Source organism: Streptomyces sp. NPDC093221 (genome assembly GCF_044753885.1).
Lineage (GTDB): Bacteria > Actinomycetota > Actinomycetes > Streptomycetales > Streptomycetaceae > Actinacidiphila.
In genome coordinates this window covers 1,107,943-1,124,241 of sequence record NZ_JBIVOA010000001.1, presented here as the reverse complement: position 1 = coordinate 1,124,241, position 16,299 = coordinate 1,107,943, and the positions used below count along the sequence as shown (strand labels likewise).

The following is a 16,299-nucleotide window of genomic DNA, read 5'->3' as shown; positions in this document are numbered from 1 at the left end:
TCTCCTCCGGTCCGACCGCCCCACCCGTCCGACCGGCCGGAGCCCCTGTTCGCCCCGAGCGGAGAAAACAGACCCCCATGCGCCGCCTCGCCCTGATCGCCACCACCGCCGTGCTCTGTGCGGGCCTGACCGGCTTCGCAGCGCTGGAGCGCTCGGGCGGCGCCTCGTCCCCGCCGCCGTCCGACGCGGTCCCGGGCCAGAGTTCCGATACGGGTTCCGGAACAGGTTCCGGTACGGGTCCCGGCCCGGACTCCGGCCCGCAGGCGGCGCCGTTGAGCGTGGACGCCATCGTCGCCAAGCTCCAGAGCACGCTGCGCGCACAGCCGAACGACGCCTCCTCCTGGGCCCAGCTCGGCTCCGAATACGTCGAACAGGCCCGGCTCGACGTCGATCCGACGCTGTACCCGAAGTCGGAGGCGGCGCTGCGCAAGTCGCTCGCGCTCCAGCCGCGGCACAACACCGCCGCGCTCACCGGAATGGCCGGACTGGCCAACGCGCGGCACCAGTTCGCGCAGGCCAGGACGTGGGCGGACAAGGCGATCAGCGACGACCCGTACGCCTGGGCGCCGTACGGCGCGCTCAACGACGCGCTCACCCAGTTGGGTGAGGACAGCGCCGCGCAGGACGCCGTGCAGCGGATGCTCGATCTGCACCCGTCGACGGCGTCGTTCACCCGGGCGTCGTACACCTTCGAGCTGCACGGGCGCACCGCGGACGCGGAGCAGGCGCTGCGGCGGGCGCTCCAGGACGCGACGACGGCGGCCGACCAGGCGTTCTGCCACCACTACTTGGGCGAGCTGGCCTTCAACACCGGCAAGACGCGCGAGGCGCTGCGGGAGTACCGGACGGCGCTCGCGCTGGATCCGACGTACACCGCGTCGCTGGCGGGCGCGGCCAGGGCGGAGGCCGCGCTCGGGCGGACGGACCAGGCGGTCGCGGACTACCGGACGGCGATCGACCGGGTACCGCAGCCGCAATATGTGCTGGAATTCGGCGAATTGCTGGAGTCGCTGGGCCGGGCGCCGGAAGCCAGGGCGCAGTACGGGGTGCTGGAGGCGGAGCAGAGGCTGTTCGCGGCCAACGGCGTGGTGGACGACCTCAACCTCGGCCAATATCAGGCCGATCACGGCGACGCGGACCTCGCGGTGAAGCTGCTGAGCGCCGAGTGGGACCGGCGGCACAGTGTGCTGGTCGCGGACGCGCTGAGCTGGGCGCTGCACCGGGCGGGCCGGGACGGCGACGCGCTGCCGCTGGCCGAGCAGGCGAACCGGCTCGGCTGGCGCGACGCGCTGCTGCGCTACCACCGGGGCGTGATCGAGCAGTCGCTCGGCGACGACGAGGCGGCGCGTGCGGATCTGGCCGGGGCCCTGGCCGCCAATCCGGCCTTCTCGCCGCTGTACGCGCCGGACGCGCGCGCCCGGCTGACCGCCCTTCAGAAGGATCAGAAGGAACCGGCGGCACAACCACCGCAAGGACGGCGAGGACAGCGATGACGACCCCGATCCGTGCCCGGCGCGGCGCGGCCCTGCTGCTGGTGGCGGTGCCCTCGCTGCTGTGGCTGGCCGCCCCGGCCGCCTCCGCCCACCCGCTGGGCAACTTCACCGTCAACCGGTACGACGGTCTGACCGTACGCCCCGACCGGATCGACGACCTCGCCGTCGTGGACACCGCCGAGATCCCCACGCTCCAGGCCAAGGCCGCCATGGACACCGACCACGACGGGGCCCTGAGCCCGGCGGAGGCCGCGGCCCACGCGCACACCGCCTGCACCGACCTGGCGCGCGGTATCGACGCGACGCTCGGCGGCGACACGGGCGGGGCCGGCGGTTCGGGGACCGCGGGCGGCGCCGGGGGCGCGCGGCGGTCCAGGGCCCTGCGGTTCGGGCTGACGGACGCGTCCTTCCGGCTGGTGCCCGGGCAGGCCGGGCTCGACACCGGACGGCTGGAGTGCCGGCTGTCCGCGCCCGCCTCTCCCGGCCGCGGCGACACGATCGCGCTGGCCACGGGCGTGGACAGCAGCCGGATCGGCTGGCACGAGATCACCGCGCGCGGGGACGGCGTACGCATCGGCTCCTCGGACGTCCCTGCCGTCTCGGTCTCGCGCGAGTTGCGCGCGTATCCGGCGGACCTGCTCGCCGACCCGCTGGACCAGCGCCGTACGCGGCTCGTCCTGGGCTCGGGTCGCGGGGCCGTCGCGGCCGTCGCGCCCGGCACCGGCTGGCCCTCCTCCTGGTACGCCGCCCTGGACCGGCGGCTGGGCGCGCTCACCGACCACGACCGGCTCACCCTTCCCGTCGGGCTGCTCGCCGTGCTGATGGCCATGGTGCTGGGCGCGGGGCACGCGGCGCTGCCCGGTCACGGCAAGACCATCATGGCCGCGTATCTGGCGGGCCGTCAGGGGCGTCCGCGCGACGCCGTCACGGTCGCGGGCACGGTGACGCTGACCCACACCGCCTCCGTCCTCGTCCTCGGCATCGCGCTCAGCGTGTCCTCCGCGCTCGTCGGCGAGGACGTCCTGGCCTGGCTGGGTACGGTCAGCGGCATCGTCATCACCGCGGCCGGTCTGTGGCTGCTGCCGTCGGCCGTCCGGGTCTTCCGGGCGCGGCAGGCGGAGCACGGGCACGCGGGGGGCGCGGCTCACGGTTCGCACGGCCACGAGCCCGGACACGGCCACGAGCCCGGACACGAGCACGGACCGGGACACGGGCACGGGCACGGACACGCGCAAGGACACGGGGCTGAGCACCAGCACCCGCACCCGTCGTCCGGCCCGCTCGTCGAGGTCCCCGAGGGCGCCGAGGGCATCACCCAGCAGAGCGCGGCCACGACCGTCGCCACCACGCGGGTCGCGGTTTTGGACGAACGGGAGGCCCCCGAACACGAACACGACCACGAGCACGGCCTTGAGCACGGCCTTGAGCACGGCCTTGAGCACGACCACGGCCACGACGGTCACCACTCGCACCACACCGACGATCACACCGCCCACGAACACCCGCACCGCCACGGCCTCTTCGGCCACGGCCACCATCACCACTCCCACTCCGCGGGCGGCACCCGCAAGCGCGGCGGTCTCATCGGCATCGGCATTGCGGGCGGCCTGGTCCCCAGCCCCTCGGCGCTGGTCGTCCTGCTGGGCTCGATCGCCCTCGGCCGTACGGCGTTCGGCGTGCTGCTCGTCGTCTGCTACGGCCTCGGCATGGCCGCCACCCTCGCCGCCGCGGGCCTGCTCCTGCTAACGCTCAGGGACCGCTTCCCGGCGCTGAGCGGCGGGAGATGGCACGCCGTCGGCGCGTGGAGCGGTCGCCTCACCCCTCTGGGCACCGCGCTCCTCATTCTCGCCGTGGGCGTGGGAACCGCCCTGCGTGCGATGCCCCTCTGACGGATCGACAACACCCGCACCCGTTGTCCCACGGACGCCACAAGGACAGAACCATGCGCACACCCTCGCGTACGACGACCCGCACGACTGATATGACCGGCACGACCCGCACGGCCACGCGTACGGCCACACGTATGACACCGCCTACGTCACCGCGTACGGCCTCCCGCCCGGCCGCCCTCCTCGGCGCCGCCCTGACCGCCGCCGTCCTCGCGCTCGCGCTCACCTCCTGCGCCGCCGACCGGCACACGGGAGCGCTGGTCACCGGCCCCGCGAGCCCGCGTCCGACCTGCCGCGTCCACCAGGCGACGCTGCCCGACCGCGACTACACGGCGGGCAAGAACAGCGACCCGATGGCCGTACTGTCGATGCTCCGCTACTACACGGCCCAGCACGCGCTGCCCTATTGCGACGGAAAACCGGCCAGCCGTCAGGACGACGCCTGGGACACCCTCTACGGCGACCTCACCCGGCGCTGAGCGCGCCACCGGCCCCCGACTCCGCCCATGACCCCGGCGGACGGCCGACGGGCGCCACGTCAGGGCGCCCGCACATCCGTACGTCCGTACCCCCTTTCCAGGTGGCCATCGGGCGGAGCGGCCATACCTGAGGACCGGGGCCACGAACTCCCCTTGGTCCGCACGGCACCCGGTTCAGCACCGGGCGCTGAGGAGGTGAGCCGAATGCCGGACGCAGGTCCGACGCGTCTCCCGTCGCCGCCGGAGGCGGAGTGCTGGGAGAGCGACGGCCTCGAACAGCACATGCTGGCGGCGGGACGCGGCGACCAGGAGGCGTTCACCGCGCTGTACACGCTGCTCTTTCCCATGGTCAGGTCGCTGGTCCAGCGGCGGGTGCGGCTGCGCGCCGAAGCCGAGGACATCGCCCAGGACGTCATGGCCGAGGTGTGGGCGAAGGCGTCGCTGTACCGGCCGGAGCAGGGGAGCGTACGCGGCTGGGTCGTCACCATCGCGCACCGCCGTGCCGTCGACTGGATCCGGCGCAACGCCGTACTGCTGCGCAGTGAGGACCTGGCGGCCCGCAGGACGCGGCTGCCGGCCGGCGACAACGTCCTGGACATCGTCGAGCGGCGCATGAGGCAGGCGGCGGTGCGGCGCGGGGTGAGCGTGCTGACCGATCTGCAACGGGAGGCGATCCACCTGGCGTTCTACGCCGAGCGCAGCCACCAGGAGGTCGCGGAGACGCTCGGCATCCCGCTGGGCACGGCCAAGTCCCGTGTCCGCAGCGCCCTGACGCGTCTGCGCCGCGACCTCGGTCTCGACCTGGATCTGAACCTGAACCTGGATCTGAACCTCGACCCGGACCGCAAGTGACGGCGCGGGACGGCGGACAGGGAACGGCGGACACGGGACGACGGAGACGGGACGACGGGGGCGGGACGGCGAGGGCGGAGGGGCGTTACGGGCGGCGGGCCGCGTTCCACTCGCGGTAGACCGCCCACGCGTCCCCGACCGGGCCCAGGTGTCCGAGCTTGTCGGGGTTGCTGACGGAGTTGATCATCTGGATCCGGCCGTCGAGCACGTCCAGCGTCCACACGTTGAGCACCTTGCGGTCGCGGTCGCGGAAGATCATGCCGGGCTGGCCGTTGATCTCGTGGGACTCGACGGTCACGTCGATGCGGAAGAACCAGGGGAAGGTGGTGGCGAGCAGGCGCGTCACGTTCTCGACGCCGCTGATGGCGCGGGCGAACTGCGGGGTCTTGCCGCCGCCGTCGCCGACGACCTGGACGTCCGCGGCGAGCACGTCGCGCAGGGCCTCGACGTCGCCCTCGCGCAGCGCGTCGAAGAACCGTCCCGCCAGCCTCTCCCGCTCCCGCCGGTCGGCCTCGAAGCGCGGGCGGCCCTCGTCCATGTGCCGCCTGGCGCGTACCGCGAGCTGACGGCAGGCGGCCTCGGAGCGGCCGACGGCGGAGGCGACCTCGGGGAAGCCGAAACCGAAGACCTCGCGCAGCACGAAGACGGCGCGCTCCAGCGGGCTGAGCCGCTCCAGCAGCAACAGGGCGGCCGTCGAGACGGAGTCGGCCAGTTCCGCCGAGCGCGCCGGGTCGTCGTAGGGGTCGGCGAGCAGCGGCTCCGGCAGCCACTCCCCCACGTACTCCTCGCGCCGGAAGCGGGCGGAGCGCAGCACGTCGATGGAGACGCGGGTGACGGCGGCCGACAGGTACGCCTTGGGCGAGGCGGGCGAGGTCCCGGCGGCCTCGTAGCGCAGCCAGGTGTCCTGGACCGCGTCCTCCGCCTCGCTCACGCTGCCCAGGATCCGGTACGCGATCGAGAACAGCAGCGGCCGCAGGTCCTCGAACTCCCCCGCCCGCGCCGCACCGGACCGTGCCCCGTCAGACCGTGCCGAACCCTGCCCCTGCCGCGCATCCGCCCGCGTCACTTCAGCCCCTTCTCGAACCCCTCGCGCCACGACGAGTAGCGCGGCTCCCAGCCCAGTTCCCGATGGGCCTTGGCATTGGAGAAGCCGCGGCCCTCGGTCATCATCGTCACCGCCACCTCCCCGGCCAGCAAACGGGCCAGCCACGCGGGCACCCGCATCGGCCGTTTCGCGCCCGCGCACCGGGCCAGATACGGCAGCCACTCGGCGGCCGGCGCCGGTTCGTCGTCGACGACGTTGAACAGGCCGGTCGCGCGCCGCTCGACGGCCAGGGCGGTGGCGCTCGCCGCGTCGTCCAGGTGGATCCACGAGGTGTGGCCCGCGCCGGCGCCGACGAGCGGGAGCTGCCGCTTGCGCAGGAGTTCGACCATGTCGTCGGTGACGCCGGGGCCGTAGAAACTGCCGTAGCGCATGACCGCGCCGCCGAAGTCCGCCACCACGTCCTCGACGTGCCGGATCGCCCGCATCCCCGCCTGCGCCGCCGTCCCCTCCATCAGGTCGAGCGGGTCCTGTTCCGTCTTGACCCAGCCGCCCTCGCGGACGCCGTTCCAGGAGGCGTAGCCCTGGGCGACGACGTGGCGCACGCCGGTCGCCTGGGCCGCCGCCAGCAGGTGGTCGGTGCCTTCGGTGCGGAGCCGGATGGTGGGGGCGAACCAGCGGTCCATGTGCTTGAGGTCGGGCTTGCCCGCGTGTGCGGTGGCGATCGCCGTCATCTGGTGCACGATGACGTCCGGCCGCGCCGTGGCCACCGCCTCGCCGACCGACGCCGCGTCCAGGCCGTCCATCACGACGCCGTCGGCGCCCAGCGCCTTCAGCGAGTCCAGTTTGGCCGCGCTCGTCGTGGTGGCCGTCACCTGGTGGCCCCCGTCCACGAGCAGCGGCACCAGCCGCCGCCCCAGTACCCCGCTCCCGCCCGCCACGAACACCCGCATGACCGCCACCGTCCTCGCGTTCCGGTCGTCCCCGGCTCATCGCGGGGCTCTCCCTCACGGGACGGGACAGCGCGGGCGCCTGTGACACCCGAGGGACGGTGCGGGTGTGCGAGGTGTGCGGGGGAATGTCAGTGCGGCTTGATAGGGATCTTGATAGGGATGGGGCATGACTGAGCGTGTGACGATCCATGACGTCGCTCGAGGGCTGCCGTCCATCGCGGGGCTGCGGGATGTGTGCCGGGCGTCGGCCGCGTTGGAGATCGTGCGGTATCCGGGGGCGGGGGAGGTTCGGGGGGACGGCCGGGGGGAGCTGGAGCGGATCGGCTACCCGGTCGCGCGCTGACGGGGGGGGCGGGGACATGGCACGCAGGGGCGGGCGCAAGGCGCCGCCGTCGCCGTTGGCGCAGCGGGACGGCGTGGACCCGGTGCGGCTGCGGCTGCCCGGCGGGGGCGGGGAGCCGCAGACGGTGGCGGCGTATCTGCTGGAGCGGTACGCGGGGGCGGTGGGCGCGGAGCGCGTCGGGGCGATGCTGGCCGAGGGGCGTTTCGTGACCGCGGACGGCGGTCCGGTGACGGCGGGGACGGCGTACGAGGCGGGCGCGTACGTATGGTTCCACCGCGATGCGGCACCGGAGACGGCCGTGCCGTTCGAGGTGAGAGTGGTGTACCGCGACGAGCGGATCGTGGTGGCGGACAAGCCGCACTTCCTGGCGACGACCCCGCGCGGGCGGCACGTGACGGACACCGCCCTGGCGCGGCTGCGGCGCGACTGCGGGCTGCCCGAACTGTCGCCCGCGCACCGGCTCGACCGGCTGACGGCGGGCCTGGTGCTGTTCGTGGTCCGCCCCGGCGACCGGGGCGCGTACCAGACGCTCTTCCGGGACCGGCGGGTGCGCAAGGAGTACGAGGCGGTCGCCGCGTACGACCCGCGGGTGGAGCTGCCGAGGACGGTACGGAGCCGGATCGTGAAGGAGCGCGGGCGGATCGCGGCGTGGGAGGAGCCGGGGCCGCCGAACGCGGAGAGCCGGGTCGAACTGCTGGAGCGGCGCGGTGCGCGGGGCCGCTACCGGCTGCTGCCCGCGACGGGCCGTACCCACCAGTTGCGGCTGCACATGAGCGCGCTCGGCCTGCCGCTGCTGTACGACCCGGTGTATCCGCGGGTGCTGCCGGAGCCCGAATCGGAGGGCGGCCGGGAGGACTTCACCCGGCCGCTGCAACTGCTCGCGCGGGCGCTGGAATTCATCGATCCGGTGACCGGACGGGCGCTGCGGTTCGACAGCGCGCGGGAGCTGGCGGCGTGGCGCGAGGCCCTGTGACCGGTCGGCCACGCTCCGGTGGGCTGGTTGCGGGGCCGCGGGGAAGTACGGGATGGTTGCTGGACGGCAACGGTCTTCTGGTCGCCGTACGCAACTGTCCCCTAGTCGATGAGGTGAGGGATTCGCTCAGCGGATCCTGAATGTGTGGTTGGTTCCGTCACGACGGCAGCCGGTGCGGACGCACCGGTGAGCGTTTCGAGGAGCGACACTCCGTACCCCCTGCTGGCGCCCTACCCGGTGCTCGTGGTCGAGGCCGACGGCAGGCTGATACTCGCGAACGAGGCGGCGGGGGTTCTGCTGCCGGGGGCCGGGAAAGGGGTGGCGCTCGCGGACGTGGCGCCACCGTGGCTGTCGCGGGCACACGAAACGCTGCGCGCGCCGACGGAGGAATCCCCGGGCCCGGACGGGGCCGCGACGGCTGACGTGGACGGGGCCGCGACCGCTGACGTGGACGGGGACGTGGCCGCTCACGTGGACGGGGACGTTGCCGCGACCGCTGACGTGGACGTGGCCTGGGGCGCGGTCGGCGGGCGCACCTTCGAGGCGCATCCGACGGTGCTGGCCGACGGAAGCGCCGTGTGGTGGCTGGTCGAGGACACCGACCGGCGGCTGGCGCGCGAGGCGTTGCGCATGGAACGCGAGCGCACCGAATTCCTCAGCCGTTCGTCCAACCTGCTGCTCTCCTCGCTCAACCTGGACCGGTGCATGGACGTCACCGCGCAGATGGCCGCCGAGCACCTGGCCGACGCCGCCATGGTCATCGCCCCGTCGCGGGCGAACCGGCTGCCGGTGGTCTCCTGTGTGCGCGGCGGCAGCCCCTCGCAGTCGCACCTGGGCGTCGATCCGGACGAAGTGCCGGGGCTCGGCGAGGCGTTGCGCGGCTTCCCGCCGGTGCCCTCGCGCTGGCTCGACCCGGCGACGGCCCCCTCCTGGCTGGTGCCCGAGGGCTTCGGGCCGGTCGGTTCGATAGTGATCACCCCGCTGCCGGGGCACGGGGTGTCGGCGGGCGCCCTCGTCCTGCTGCGGCGCTCGGAGACCGACGCCTTCACCGAACGCGAAGAGGTCTTCGCCCGGCTGTTCGCCGCGCGCGCGGGCGCCGCCATGTCGGCGGCCCGGCTGTACGCGGAGCAGTCGGCGATCACCGACGTCCTGATGCGGGAACTGCTGCCGCCGTCGCTGCACCAGGTCGGCGGGGTGGACTTCGCCGGCGGCTACCGGCCCTCGCAGGACCACGAGCGGATCGGCGGGGACTTCTACGACGTGCACCCGTCGGTGACCGAGGGCGAGGCGTCGCTGGCGGTGCTGGGCGATGTGTGCGGCAAGGGCCTCGAGGCGGCCGTGCTGACCGGCAAGATCCGCAACACCCTGCACGCGCTGCTGCCCATGGCCGACGACCACCAGCGGATGCTCAGCCTGCTGAACACGGCGCTGCTGAACTCCCACCACACCCGCTTCGCGACGCTGATCCTGGCCTCCGCGCTCCGCGACGGGCACCAGGTGCGGCTGCGGCTGACCAGCGCGGGACACCTCGCGCCGCTGATCGTGCGGGCCGACGGCGAGGTGGAGCAGGCCGACACCAAGGGCACCCTGGTCGGCGCGATCCCCGACGCCGTCTCCCGTACCGTCACGCTGTCCCTGGCGCCCGGCGAGACCTGCGTGCTGTACACGGACGGGATCACCGAGGCGCGCGGCGGCCCCCTGGGCGGTGCGCTGTTCGGCGAGAAGCGGCTGCGCCGCGTGCTGTCGGAGTGCGCGGGCATGCCCGCGGAAGGAATCGTGGAGCGGGTCCAGATGCTCGCCGCCGAATGGGTCGGCACGGGGCGTCACGACGACATGGCCGTCGTCGTGATCTCCGCGCCCCGGACGCACCACCTGAGTGCGGTGAACGGCCGTACTCGGGGCAGGTACACAGCGTGAGCACCGACACCGAGCCGACCGCACCCTCGTCGCACTCAGCGTCCTCGCCGCCCGCCCCGCCGTCCGGAGCCCGCTCCGGACCTGATCAGGGGCTCGGGCGGCGCGTGACGGAGCTGTGGGAGGCCGTCGCGCACGGCGACGAGCACGCGGCGGCCGGTGTGGTGCTCGGCGCGCTGGACACGGGGGTGGACGCGGAGAGCGTGCTGCTCGACCTCATCGCGCCCGTGCAGGGCAAGGTGGGCGAGGAGTGGGCGGCCAACCGGTTGAGCGTCGCCCAGGAGCACGCCGCCACCGCGATCAACGACCGGGCGGTGGCGGCGCTGTCCCTGCACCCGGCCGCCCGTACCGAACCCTGGCGGGGCAGGATCACGGTGGCCTGCGTCGAGGGCGAGTGGCACGCGCTGCCCGCCCGGATCCTGGCCGAGGTGCTGAAGCTGCGCGGCTGGCGCGTCGACTTCCTCGGCGCCCAGGTGCCCACCCCGCACCTCATCACCCACCTGCACCGCACCGCGTGCGACGCGGTGGCGCTCTCCAGTTCGCTGGCCACCCGGCTGCCGACCGCGCACGCGGCGATCACCGCCTGCCAGGCCGTGGGGGTGCCGGTCCTCGTCGGCGGCGCCGCCTTCGGCCCGGACGGCCGGCACGCGCGGCTGCTGGGCGCCGACGCCTGGGCCCCCGACGCGCGTACGGCCGCGGAGCGCCTCGCGCGCGGCCCGCTGCCGCGCCCGCAGCCCGAGCACCAGCCGATAGACGATCTGCCGCACCTGGCCGACCAGGAGTACACGATGGTCGCGCGCGCCCGTACGGCCCTGGTGCGGACCGTTTTCAGCAGGCTGGAGGCCGCCTTCCCCGCGATGCGCGCGTACAGCGAGCTCCAGCGCGAGCACACCGCGCAAGACCTCGCGCACATCGTGGACTACCTCACCATCGCCCTCTACACGGGCGACGAGGACCTCTTCGCGGACTTCCTCACCTGGACAGCGGGGATTCTCGCCGCCCGCGGCGTTCCCGCGCACAGCCTGCCGCCCGCGCTGCGGATCCTGTCCGACGAGCTGAAGGACTTCCCGCGCGCGGTCCGGATACTCCGGCTCGGCACCGACTGTCTGACCTTGTCCGCACTCACCACCGCCAGGACCACCGCATGACCACGATTCCCCCGAGCCATCTGCGGCTGACGGCCGTCGACACCCAGACGACCGTGCGGATCGAACTGCACGGCGACCTCGACTACGACAACGCCGACCGGCTGCTGGCGGTCGTCAGCGACAAGATCGCCGACAATCCGCGCCTGGCGGACCTGCACCTGCACTGCGCCGGGCTCGGCAGCACGGACTCCAGCGGGCTCTCGGCCCTGCTGATGATCCGCCGCCGCACCGACGAGGCCGGTGTCCGGCTCCACCTGGACGACCGGTCCCCCGCGCTGGAGCGGCTGCTGACGATCACCGGCACGCTCGCCCATCTGACGGCGCTCCCCGCGACCGGGGCCGGTGCGGCGGAGCCGTCCGCCGCCGATCAGGCCGCCCCTTCCACGGGCCAGGACCCGCGGGCCTGAGAGCCGCGCGGGCCGGGCACGCTGTGCCGGCTTTGCGGGCTTTGCGGGCCGTACTGGCTCTACGGGCTTTACGGGCTGTACGGGCTCAGGACGTCATCGAGGCCGCCGGGGTGAGCACGGCGAAGAACGCGCCCTCGGGGTCGGTCAGCAGGGCGAGGCGGCCGACGCCCGCCATGTCGGTGGGGGGCAGGAGGGCCGTGCCGCCGCCCTCGGTGGCCCTGGCGACGACGGCGTCGCAGTCGTCGACGCCGAAGTAGGGCTGCCAGTAGGCCGTACCGGTGGGGAGCAGGTCGGGGCCGAGCTGGAGGATGCCGCCGTGCGAGCCGTCCTGGCCGCCGCCGGAGCGGGACACCACGGTGTAGACGTCGGCGGACGCGTCGCCGGGCAGCGGCATGTCCTCGTAGTCCCAGGCCAGGACCGCGGCGTAGAAGTCCTTGGCGCGCTGGGCCCGCGGTGTGTACAGCTCGGTCCAGCACAGGCCCCAGGGGCCGACGTGGTCCAGGCCCTTGTTGGTGCCGGGCTGCCAGACGCCGAATTCGCCGCCGGTCGGGTCGGTGTAGGAGGCGAGGCGGCCCTGGTCGAAGACGTCCATCGGCGGCACCCGTACGGTGCCGCCGTTCTCCTCGACGGCCGCCGTGGTGGCGTCGGCGTCGGCGGTCTCGAAGTAGACCGTCCAGGCCGGGTGGGCGCCGGTGTCCTGGAGCGGGCCCAGCGCGGCGACCGTCGCGCCGTCCCGCACGAAGGTGCCGTACCCGCCGGACGCGGGGCCGCCCGGTTCGAATTCCCAGCCGAAGAGCGAGCCGTAGTACGCGGCGGCGGCCGTGGTGTCGCGGCTGCCCAGGTCGATCCAGTCGGGCGCGCCGGGCACGTAGTCGTTGGTGAGCATGGGTGCCTTCCTCCTGGAGCTGTCGTGCGGTGGCCGGGCGGATCGGAGCCGTCGGGCGGGTCAGGGGTGCCGGGCGGGTCAGGGATGCCGGGCGGATCGCAGGCGCGGGGCGGATCGGGTGGGTGCCGGGCGGATCGGGCGGGTGCCGGGCTTTTTGTCCGATTGGGACGCAGTGTCCTCTCTCACACCCAGCATGGCAGCCGGTCCCGACAATCGCCGTTCGTGCGCAGGTCACCGCCTTGGCGGGTGAAACGGAAGGCGCCGTGCCGCATCGACACGGTCACGCGCGGTGTTTAACGGATTCGGGATTGTCAGTGCCGCCGTCTACTGTGGTTCACATGTACGGGGGAAGTCTCGATCAAGCGAACGCGGCCCTGCGCGCTTATGTGCAGGAGCACGGCGACCGGCCTTGGACGGCCGAAGAGCTCACGGAGCTGGCGCGGCTGCGCGCCGAGTGGACCGCCGCCGCGCGGGGTACCCAGATGCCGATACGCCCGGTCCAGGGCCCGGCCGTCGGCCCGGTGAGCGGCGCGGCGGTCGTCACCGCCGCGTAACGCTCACCGTCGGACACACGGGGCGCGACGCGCCACGAGCGGTCCGCGAACATTCCGCGAACACCCCGCGATCAGCGAGCGGGCCCCGGCACATCAGTGATCCGGCTTCGGCCGTCAGACCCGCGCCACGGCGTGCGGGGGGCGGAGCGTGTCCGCGCCGGGGGTGGGCTCCGACGGGTCGCCGCCGACCGTGATGATCCGGTTGTCGGCGTCCACATGGACGACGGCCGGGCGCAGCGCCCTGGCCTCGGCGTCCTCGACCTGCGCGTAGCTGATCAGGATGACCAGGTCTCCGGGGTGCACGAGGTGGGCGGCGGCGCCGTTGATGCCGATGACGCCGGAGCCGCGCTCGCCCTCGATGACATAGGTCTCCAGCCGGGCGCCGTTGGTGATGTCGACGATGTGGACGAGTTCGCCGGGCAGCAGGTCCGCGGCGTCCATCAGATCGGCGTCGACGGTCACGGAGCCCACATAGTGCAGATCCGCCTGGGTCACGGTGGCCCGGTGGATCTTCGACTTGAACATGGTGCGCAGCACGCTGCCGCCTCCTGGTGAAAGAGCTGGTCGCGTCCCTGCCACGGGTACGCGCCGACGCGTCCAGCCTAGGCGAGCGCCCGGAGCGCCGGGACCGGCGGGGCGCCCGGAGTGCCGAAGATCTCAGCTTCGTGGAATACCCCTAGGGGGTATATGCTTGTTCCCGGCGGACGGAGAAGCACGTCCGCACAAGCAGGCACGCACGCACGTATCGAGGAGAACACCATGAGCGAGGCCGTCTACTCCGTGTCCGGGATGAGCTGCGGTCACTGCGAGTCCGCGATCACCAAGGAGGTCACCGCGATTCCCGGTGTCACCTCCGTCAAGGCGGTCGCCTCGACCGGTCTGCTGACCGTCGCGTCCGAGCAGCCGGTGGACGACGAGTCGGTGCGCGCCGCCGTGGACGAGGCGGGTTACGAACTGGTCGGCCGCGCCTGACCGGCACTTCGCGGCCTCCACGGCGGGGGCCGGGGGCAGGCAGGGGCCGGACGGCGGGAAAGGTACGACGGGGACACGAGGGGAGCGGGAGTGGCCATGACCACGGCGGCGAAGGACGGCGGGACGGCGGCGGCCGAGCAGGCGGTCGAGCTGGAGATCGGCGGCATGACGTGCGCGTCCTGCGCCGCGCGGATCGAGAAGAAGCTCAACCGGATGGACGGCGTCAGCGCCACCGTCAACTACGCGACCGAGAAGGCCAAGGTGGCGTACGCCGAGGGAGTCGCGGTCGGCGATCTCATCGCGACCGTCGAGGCCACCGGGTACACCGCCGCGCTCCCCCCGCCCCCGCTCGCGCCCCCGGCCGACGCCGACGGGACCGCCGCCGGCCCGGCGCGCGACCCCGAATCGGCCTCCCTGCGGGAGCGGTTGATCACCGCCGTCGTCCTCGCCGTGCCGGTCGTCGCGCTGTCGATGGTCCCGGCGCTCCAGTTCGACAACTGGCAGTGGCTGGCGCTGACGCTCGCCTCACCGGTCGTGGTCTACGCGGGCTGGCCCTTCCACCGCGCCGCCTGGACGAATCTGCGGCACGGCGCCGCCACCATGGACACTCTGGTCTCGGTCGGCACCCTCGCCGCGTACGGCTGGTCCCTGTGGGCGCTGTTCTTCGGCGACGCGGGCATGTCCGGCATGAAGGACTCCTTCGACCTCAGCGTCTCGCGCGGCGGCGGCAGCGGCCACATCTATCTGGAGGCGGCGGCCGGGGTCACCGCGTTCATCCTGGCCGGGCGGTACTTCGAGGCCCGCGCCAAGCGGAAGGCGGGGGCGGCGCTGCGCGCGCTGCTCGAACTGGGCGCCAGGGACGTCGCGGTGCTCCGCGACGGGCGGGAAGTGCGTATCCCCGTCGGCGAGTTGGCGGTCGGCGACCGCTTCGTCGTACGCCCCGGCGAGAAGATCGCCACCGACGGCGTCGTCCGCGACGGGGGCTCCGCCGTCGACGCGTCGATGCTCACCGGGGAGTCCGTACCGGTCGAGGTCGGACCCGGCTCGCGGGTCACCGGCGCCACCGTCAACGCGGGCGGGCGCATCGTCGTCGAGGCCGAGCGGATCGGCGCCGACACCCAACTCGCCCGTATGGCACGGCTGGTGGAGGACGCGCAGAACGGCAAGGCCGCCGCGCAGCGGCTCGCCGACCGGATCTCGGCCGTCTTCGTGCCCGTGGTGATCGTGCTGGCGCTCGGCACGCTCGCCTTCTGGCTGCTGACCGGGGAGGGCGCGACCGCCGCCTTCACCGCGGCCGTCTCCGTCCTCATCATCGCCTGCCCGTGCGCGCTCGGGCTCGCCACGCCGACCGCGCTCATGGTCGGCACCGGTCGCGGCGCGCAACTCGGCATCCTCATCAAGGGGCCCGAGGTGCTGGAGTCGACGCGGGCCGTCGACACGGTCGTGCTGGACAAGACCGGGACGGTCACGACCGGGTCGATGACGCTGACCGGGGTGCGTGTGTCGGGAGCCGAGGAGGCCGACGTCCTGCGGCTGGCGGGCGCGCTGGAGGACGCCTCCGAGCACCCGATCGCGCGGGCCGTCGCCGCCGGGGCGCGCGAGGCGGCCGGTGAACTGCCGCCGGTCACGGACTTCGAGAACGTCCCCGGCCTCGGTGTGCGCGGTGTCGTCGAGGGCCATGAGGTGCTGGTCGGCCGCGAGCGGCTGCTGAGCGGGCGCGGGCTCGTCCTGCCCGCCGACCTCGCCGAGGCCAAGGCGGCGGCCGAGGCGCACGGCGGCACGGCGGTGATCGTGGGCTGGGACGGGCGGGCGCGGGCCGTGCTCGTCGTCGCCGACGCCGTCAAGCCGACGAGCGCGGAGGCCGTACGGCGGCTGCGGGCGCTCGGCCTGCGGCCGATGCTGCTCACCGGGGACAACGCGGCCGTCGCGGCGGCCGTCGCCGCCGAGGTCGGCATCGACGCCGCCGACGTCTTCGCGGACGTCCTCCCCGAGGACAAGGTCGCCGTCGTCCGGCGCCTCCAGGCCGAGGGGCGCAGCGTCGCCATGGTCGGCGACGGTGTGAACGACGCCGCCGCGCTCGCCCAGGCCGACCTCGGGCTCGCCATGGGCACCGGCACCGACGCCGCCATCGAGGCAGGGGACCTCACCCTGGTCCGCGGTGACCTGCGCGTGGCCGCCGACGCCATCCGTCTCGCGCGGCGCACGCTCGGCACCATCAAGTCCAATCTCTTCTGGGCCTTCGGCTACAACGTCGCCGCTCTGCCGCTGGCGGCGGCGGGGCTGCTCAACCCGATGATCGCGGGCGCGGCCATGGCCTTCTCCTCCGTCTTCGTCGTGGCCAACAGCCTGCGCCTGCGCGGCTTCCGGCCGCTGAGCCGGTAGTGACGGCGGGGC

The 16,299-nt window shown here is 73.7% G+C and carries 16 protein-coding genes; 12 read left to right on the top strand and 4 right to left on the bottom strand.

The features are described 5' to 3' along the window. The first annotated feature begins 77 nt into the window (after nucleotides 1–77). From ACIQCJ_RS05030 to ACIQCJ_RS05015, 4 genes are all read left to right on the top strand, one after another. Complete coding sequence (locus tag ACIQCJ_RS05030) at nucleotides 78–1,493, top strand: tetratricopeptide repeat protein (protein WP_402710717.1); 1,416 nt, start codon at nucleotides 78–80, stop codon at nucleotides 1,491–1,493. Further along, nucleotides 1,490–3,382, top strand: a complete 1,893-nt coding sequence (locus tag ACIQCJ_RS05025) for a hypothetical protein (RefSeq protein ID WP_402710716.1) — start codon at nucleotides 1,490–1,492, stop codon at nucleotides 3,380–3,382. The genes ACIQCJ_RS05030 and ACIQCJ_RS05025 overlap by 4 nt, the downstream gene beginning before the upstream one ends. Nucleotides 3,383–3,435: 53 nt before the next feature. Next, nucleotides 3,436–3,861 (top strand): hypothetical protein, encoded by a 426-nt coding sequence (locus ACIQCJ_RS05020; protein ID WP_402710715.1) that lies wholly within the window; start codon nucleotides 3,436–3,438, stop codon nucleotides 3,859–3,861. A gap of 204 nt (nucleotides 3,862–4,065) precedes the next feature. Then, nucleotides 4,066–4,713 carry a sigma-70 family RNA polymerase sigma factor gene (locus ACIQCJ_RS05015; protein WP_402710714.1) on the top strand — a complete coding sequence of 216 codons (648 nt, stop codon included), beginning with the start codon at nucleotides 4,066–4,068 and terminating at the stop codon, nucleotides 4,711–4,713. Between the two features lie 85 nt (nucleotides 4,714–4,798). Here the strand turns inward: ACIQCJ_RS05015 and ACIQCJ_RS05010 are convergent, their stop codons facing one another. Further along, nucleotides 4,799–5,779, bottom strand: a complete 981-nt coding sequence (locus ACIQCJ_RS05010) for an RNA polymerase sigma-70 factor (protein WP_355337766.1) — start codon at nucleotides 5,777–5,779, stop codon at nucleotides 4,799–4,801. Further along, nucleotides 5,776–6,708, bottom strand: a complete 933-nt coding sequence (locus ACIQCJ_RS05005; protein WP_402710713.1) for an NAD-dependent epimerase/dehydratase family protein — start codon at nucleotides 6,706–6,708, stop codon at nucleotides 5,776–5,778. The genes ACIQCJ_RS05010 and ACIQCJ_RS05005 overlap by 4 nt, the downstream gene beginning before the upstream one ends. Nucleotides 6,709–6,874: 166 nt before the next feature. On the opposite strand from ACIQCJ_RS05005, the gene ACIQCJ_RS05000 reads away from it, so the two are divergent. The 5 genes from ACIQCJ_RS05000 to ACIQCJ_RS04980 all read left to right on the top strand — a co-directional run bounded on the left by ACIQCJ_RS05000 (nucleotide 6,875) and on the right by ACIQCJ_RS04980 (nucleotide 11,493). Beyond that, entirely contained in the window at nucleotides 6,875–7,051 is a 177-nt protein-coding gene (locus tag ACIQCJ_RS05000; protein ID WP_391043293.1) for a hypothetical protein, read from the top strand. A gap of 16 nt (nucleotides 7,052–7,067) precedes the next feature. Next, a complete protein-coding gene (locus ACIQCJ_RS04995; RefSeq protein WP_402710712.1) occupies nucleotides 7,068–8,024 on the top strand; it encodes a pseudouridine synthase in 957 nt (318 codons plus the stop codon). A gap of 267 nt (nucleotides 8,025–8,291) precedes the next feature. Next, the gene (locus ACIQCJ_RS04990) at nucleotides 8,292–9,941 is read left to right on the top strand and encodes a PP2C family protein-serine/threonine phosphatase (RefSeq protein WP_402710859.1); all 1,650 of its coding nucleotides are present in this window, start codon (nucleotides 8,292–8,294) and stop codon (nucleotides 9,939–9,941) included. Further along, the gene (locus ACIQCJ_RS04985; protein WP_402710711.1) at nucleotides 9,938–11,086 is read left to right on the top strand and encodes a B12-binding domain-containing protein; all 1,149 of its coding nucleotides are present in this window, start codon (nucleotides 9,938–9,940) and stop codon (nucleotides 11,084–11,086) included. The genes ACIQCJ_RS04990 and ACIQCJ_RS04985 overlap by 4 nt, the downstream gene beginning before the upstream one ends. Then, nucleotides 11,083–11,493 (top strand): STAS domain-containing protein, encoded by a 411-nt coding sequence (locus ACIQCJ_RS04980; protein WP_402710710.1) that lies wholly within the window; start codon nucleotides 11,083–11,085, stop codon nucleotides 11,491–11,493. The genes ACIQCJ_RS04985 and ACIQCJ_RS04980 overlap by 4 nt, the downstream gene beginning before the upstream one ends. An 85-nt stretch (nucleotides 11,494–11,578) precedes the next feature. Here the strand turns inward: ACIQCJ_RS04980 and ACIQCJ_RS04975 are convergent, their stop codons facing one another. After that, on the bottom strand, nucleotides 11,579–12,379 hold the full coding sequence (locus tag ACIQCJ_RS04975) for a VOC family protein (protein WP_391162400.1): 801 nt from the start codon (nucleotides 12,377–12,379) through the stop codon (nucleotides 11,579–11,581). Nucleotides 12,380–12,717: 338 nt separating this feature from the next. On the opposite strand from ACIQCJ_RS04975, the gene ACIQCJ_RS04970 reads away from it, so the two are divergent. Beyond that, a complete protein-coding gene (locus ACIQCJ_RS04970; RefSeq protein ID WP_188279703.1) occupies nucleotides 12,718–12,933 on the top strand; it encodes a hypothetical protein in 216 nt (71 codons plus the stop codon). A 114-nt stretch (nucleotides 12,934–13,047) separates the two neighbouring features. On the opposite strand, the gene panD is transcribed toward ACIQCJ_RS04970, so the two are convergent. After that, nucleotides 13,048–13,470: an aspartate 1-decarboxylase gene (gene panD, locus ACIQCJ_RS04965; RefSeq protein WP_355337748.1), complete on the bottom strand. Its 423-nt coding sequence runs from the start codon at nucleotides 13,468–13,470 to the stop codon at nucleotides 13,048–13,050. A 222-nt stretch (nucleotides 13,471–13,692) separates the two neighbouring features. Here panD and ACIQCJ_RS04960 point away from each other — a divergent pair, with 222 nt between their 5' ends. Together ACIQCJ_RS04960 and ACIQCJ_RS04955 are read left to right on the top strand one after the other, a co-directional pair. After that, complete coding sequence (locus tag ACIQCJ_RS04960; RefSeq protein ID WP_188279701.1) at nucleotides 13,693–13,905, top strand: heavy-metal-associated domain-containing protein; 213 nt, start codon at nucleotides 13,693–13,695, stop codon at nucleotides 13,903–13,905. 96 nt (nucleotides 13,906–14,001) lie between these two features. Continuing rightward, nucleotides 14,002–16,287: a heavy metal translocating P-type ATPase gene (locus tag ACIQCJ_RS04955; RefSeq protein WP_402710709.1), complete on the top strand. Its 2,286-nt coding sequence runs from the start codon at nucleotides 14,002–14,004 to the stop codon at nucleotides 16,285–16,287. Nucleotides 16,288–16,299 lie beyond the last annotated feature (12 nt).

Bases quoted from the DNA above. Each gene is read 5' to 3' on its own strand.
- ACIQCJ_RS05025 (WP_402710716.1), top strand. From the start codon at position 1,490: ATGACGACCCCGATCCGTGCCCGGCGCGGCGCGGCCCTGCTGCTGGTG.
- ACIQCJ_RS04955 (WP_402710709.1), top strand. From the start codon at position 14,002: ATGACCACGGCGGCGAAGGACGGCGGGACGGCGGCGGCCGAGCAGGCG.
- ACIQCJ_RS04970 (WP_188279703.1), top strand. From the start codon at position 12,718: ATGTACGGGGGAAGTCTCGATCAAGCGAACGCGGCCCTGCGCGCTTAT.
- ACIQCJ_RS04975 (WP_391162400.1), bottom strand. From the start codon at position 12,379: ATGCTCACCAACGACTACGTGCCCGGCGCGCCCGACTGGATCGACCTG.
- ACIQCJ_RS05015 (WP_402710714.1), top strand. From the start codon at position 4,066: ATGCCGGACGCAGGTCCGACGCGTCTCCCGTCGCCGCCGGAGGCGGAG.
- ACIQCJ_RS05005 (WP_402710713.1), bottom strand. From the start codon at position 6,708: ATGCGGGTGTTCGTGGCGGGCGGGAGCGGGGTACTGGGGCGGCGGCTG.
- ACIQCJ_RS05030 (WP_402710717.1), top strand. From the start codon at position 78: ATGCGCCGCCTCGCCCTGATCGCCACCACCGCCGTGCTCTGTGCGGGC.
- ACIQCJ_RS05000 (WP_391043293.1), top strand. From the start codon at position 6,875: ATGACTGAGCGTGTGACGATCCATGACGTCGCTCGAGGGCTGCCGTCC.
- ACIQCJ_RS04980 (WP_402710710.1), top strand. From the start codon at position 11,083: ATGACCACGATTCCCCCGAGCCATCTGCGGCTGACGGCCGTCGACACC.
- ACIQCJ_RS04995 (WP_402710712.1), top strand. From the start codon at position 7,068: ATGGCACGCAGGGGCGGGCGCAAGGCGCCGCCGTCGCCGTTGGCGCAG.
- ACIQCJ_RS04960 (WP_188279701.1), top strand. From the start codon at position 13,693: ATGAGCGAGGCCGTCTACTCCGTGTCCGGGATGAGCTGCGGTCACTGC.
- ACIQCJ_RS05020 (WP_402710715.1), top strand. From the start codon at position 3,436: ATGCGCACACCCTCGCGTACGACGACCCGCACGACTGATATGACCGGC.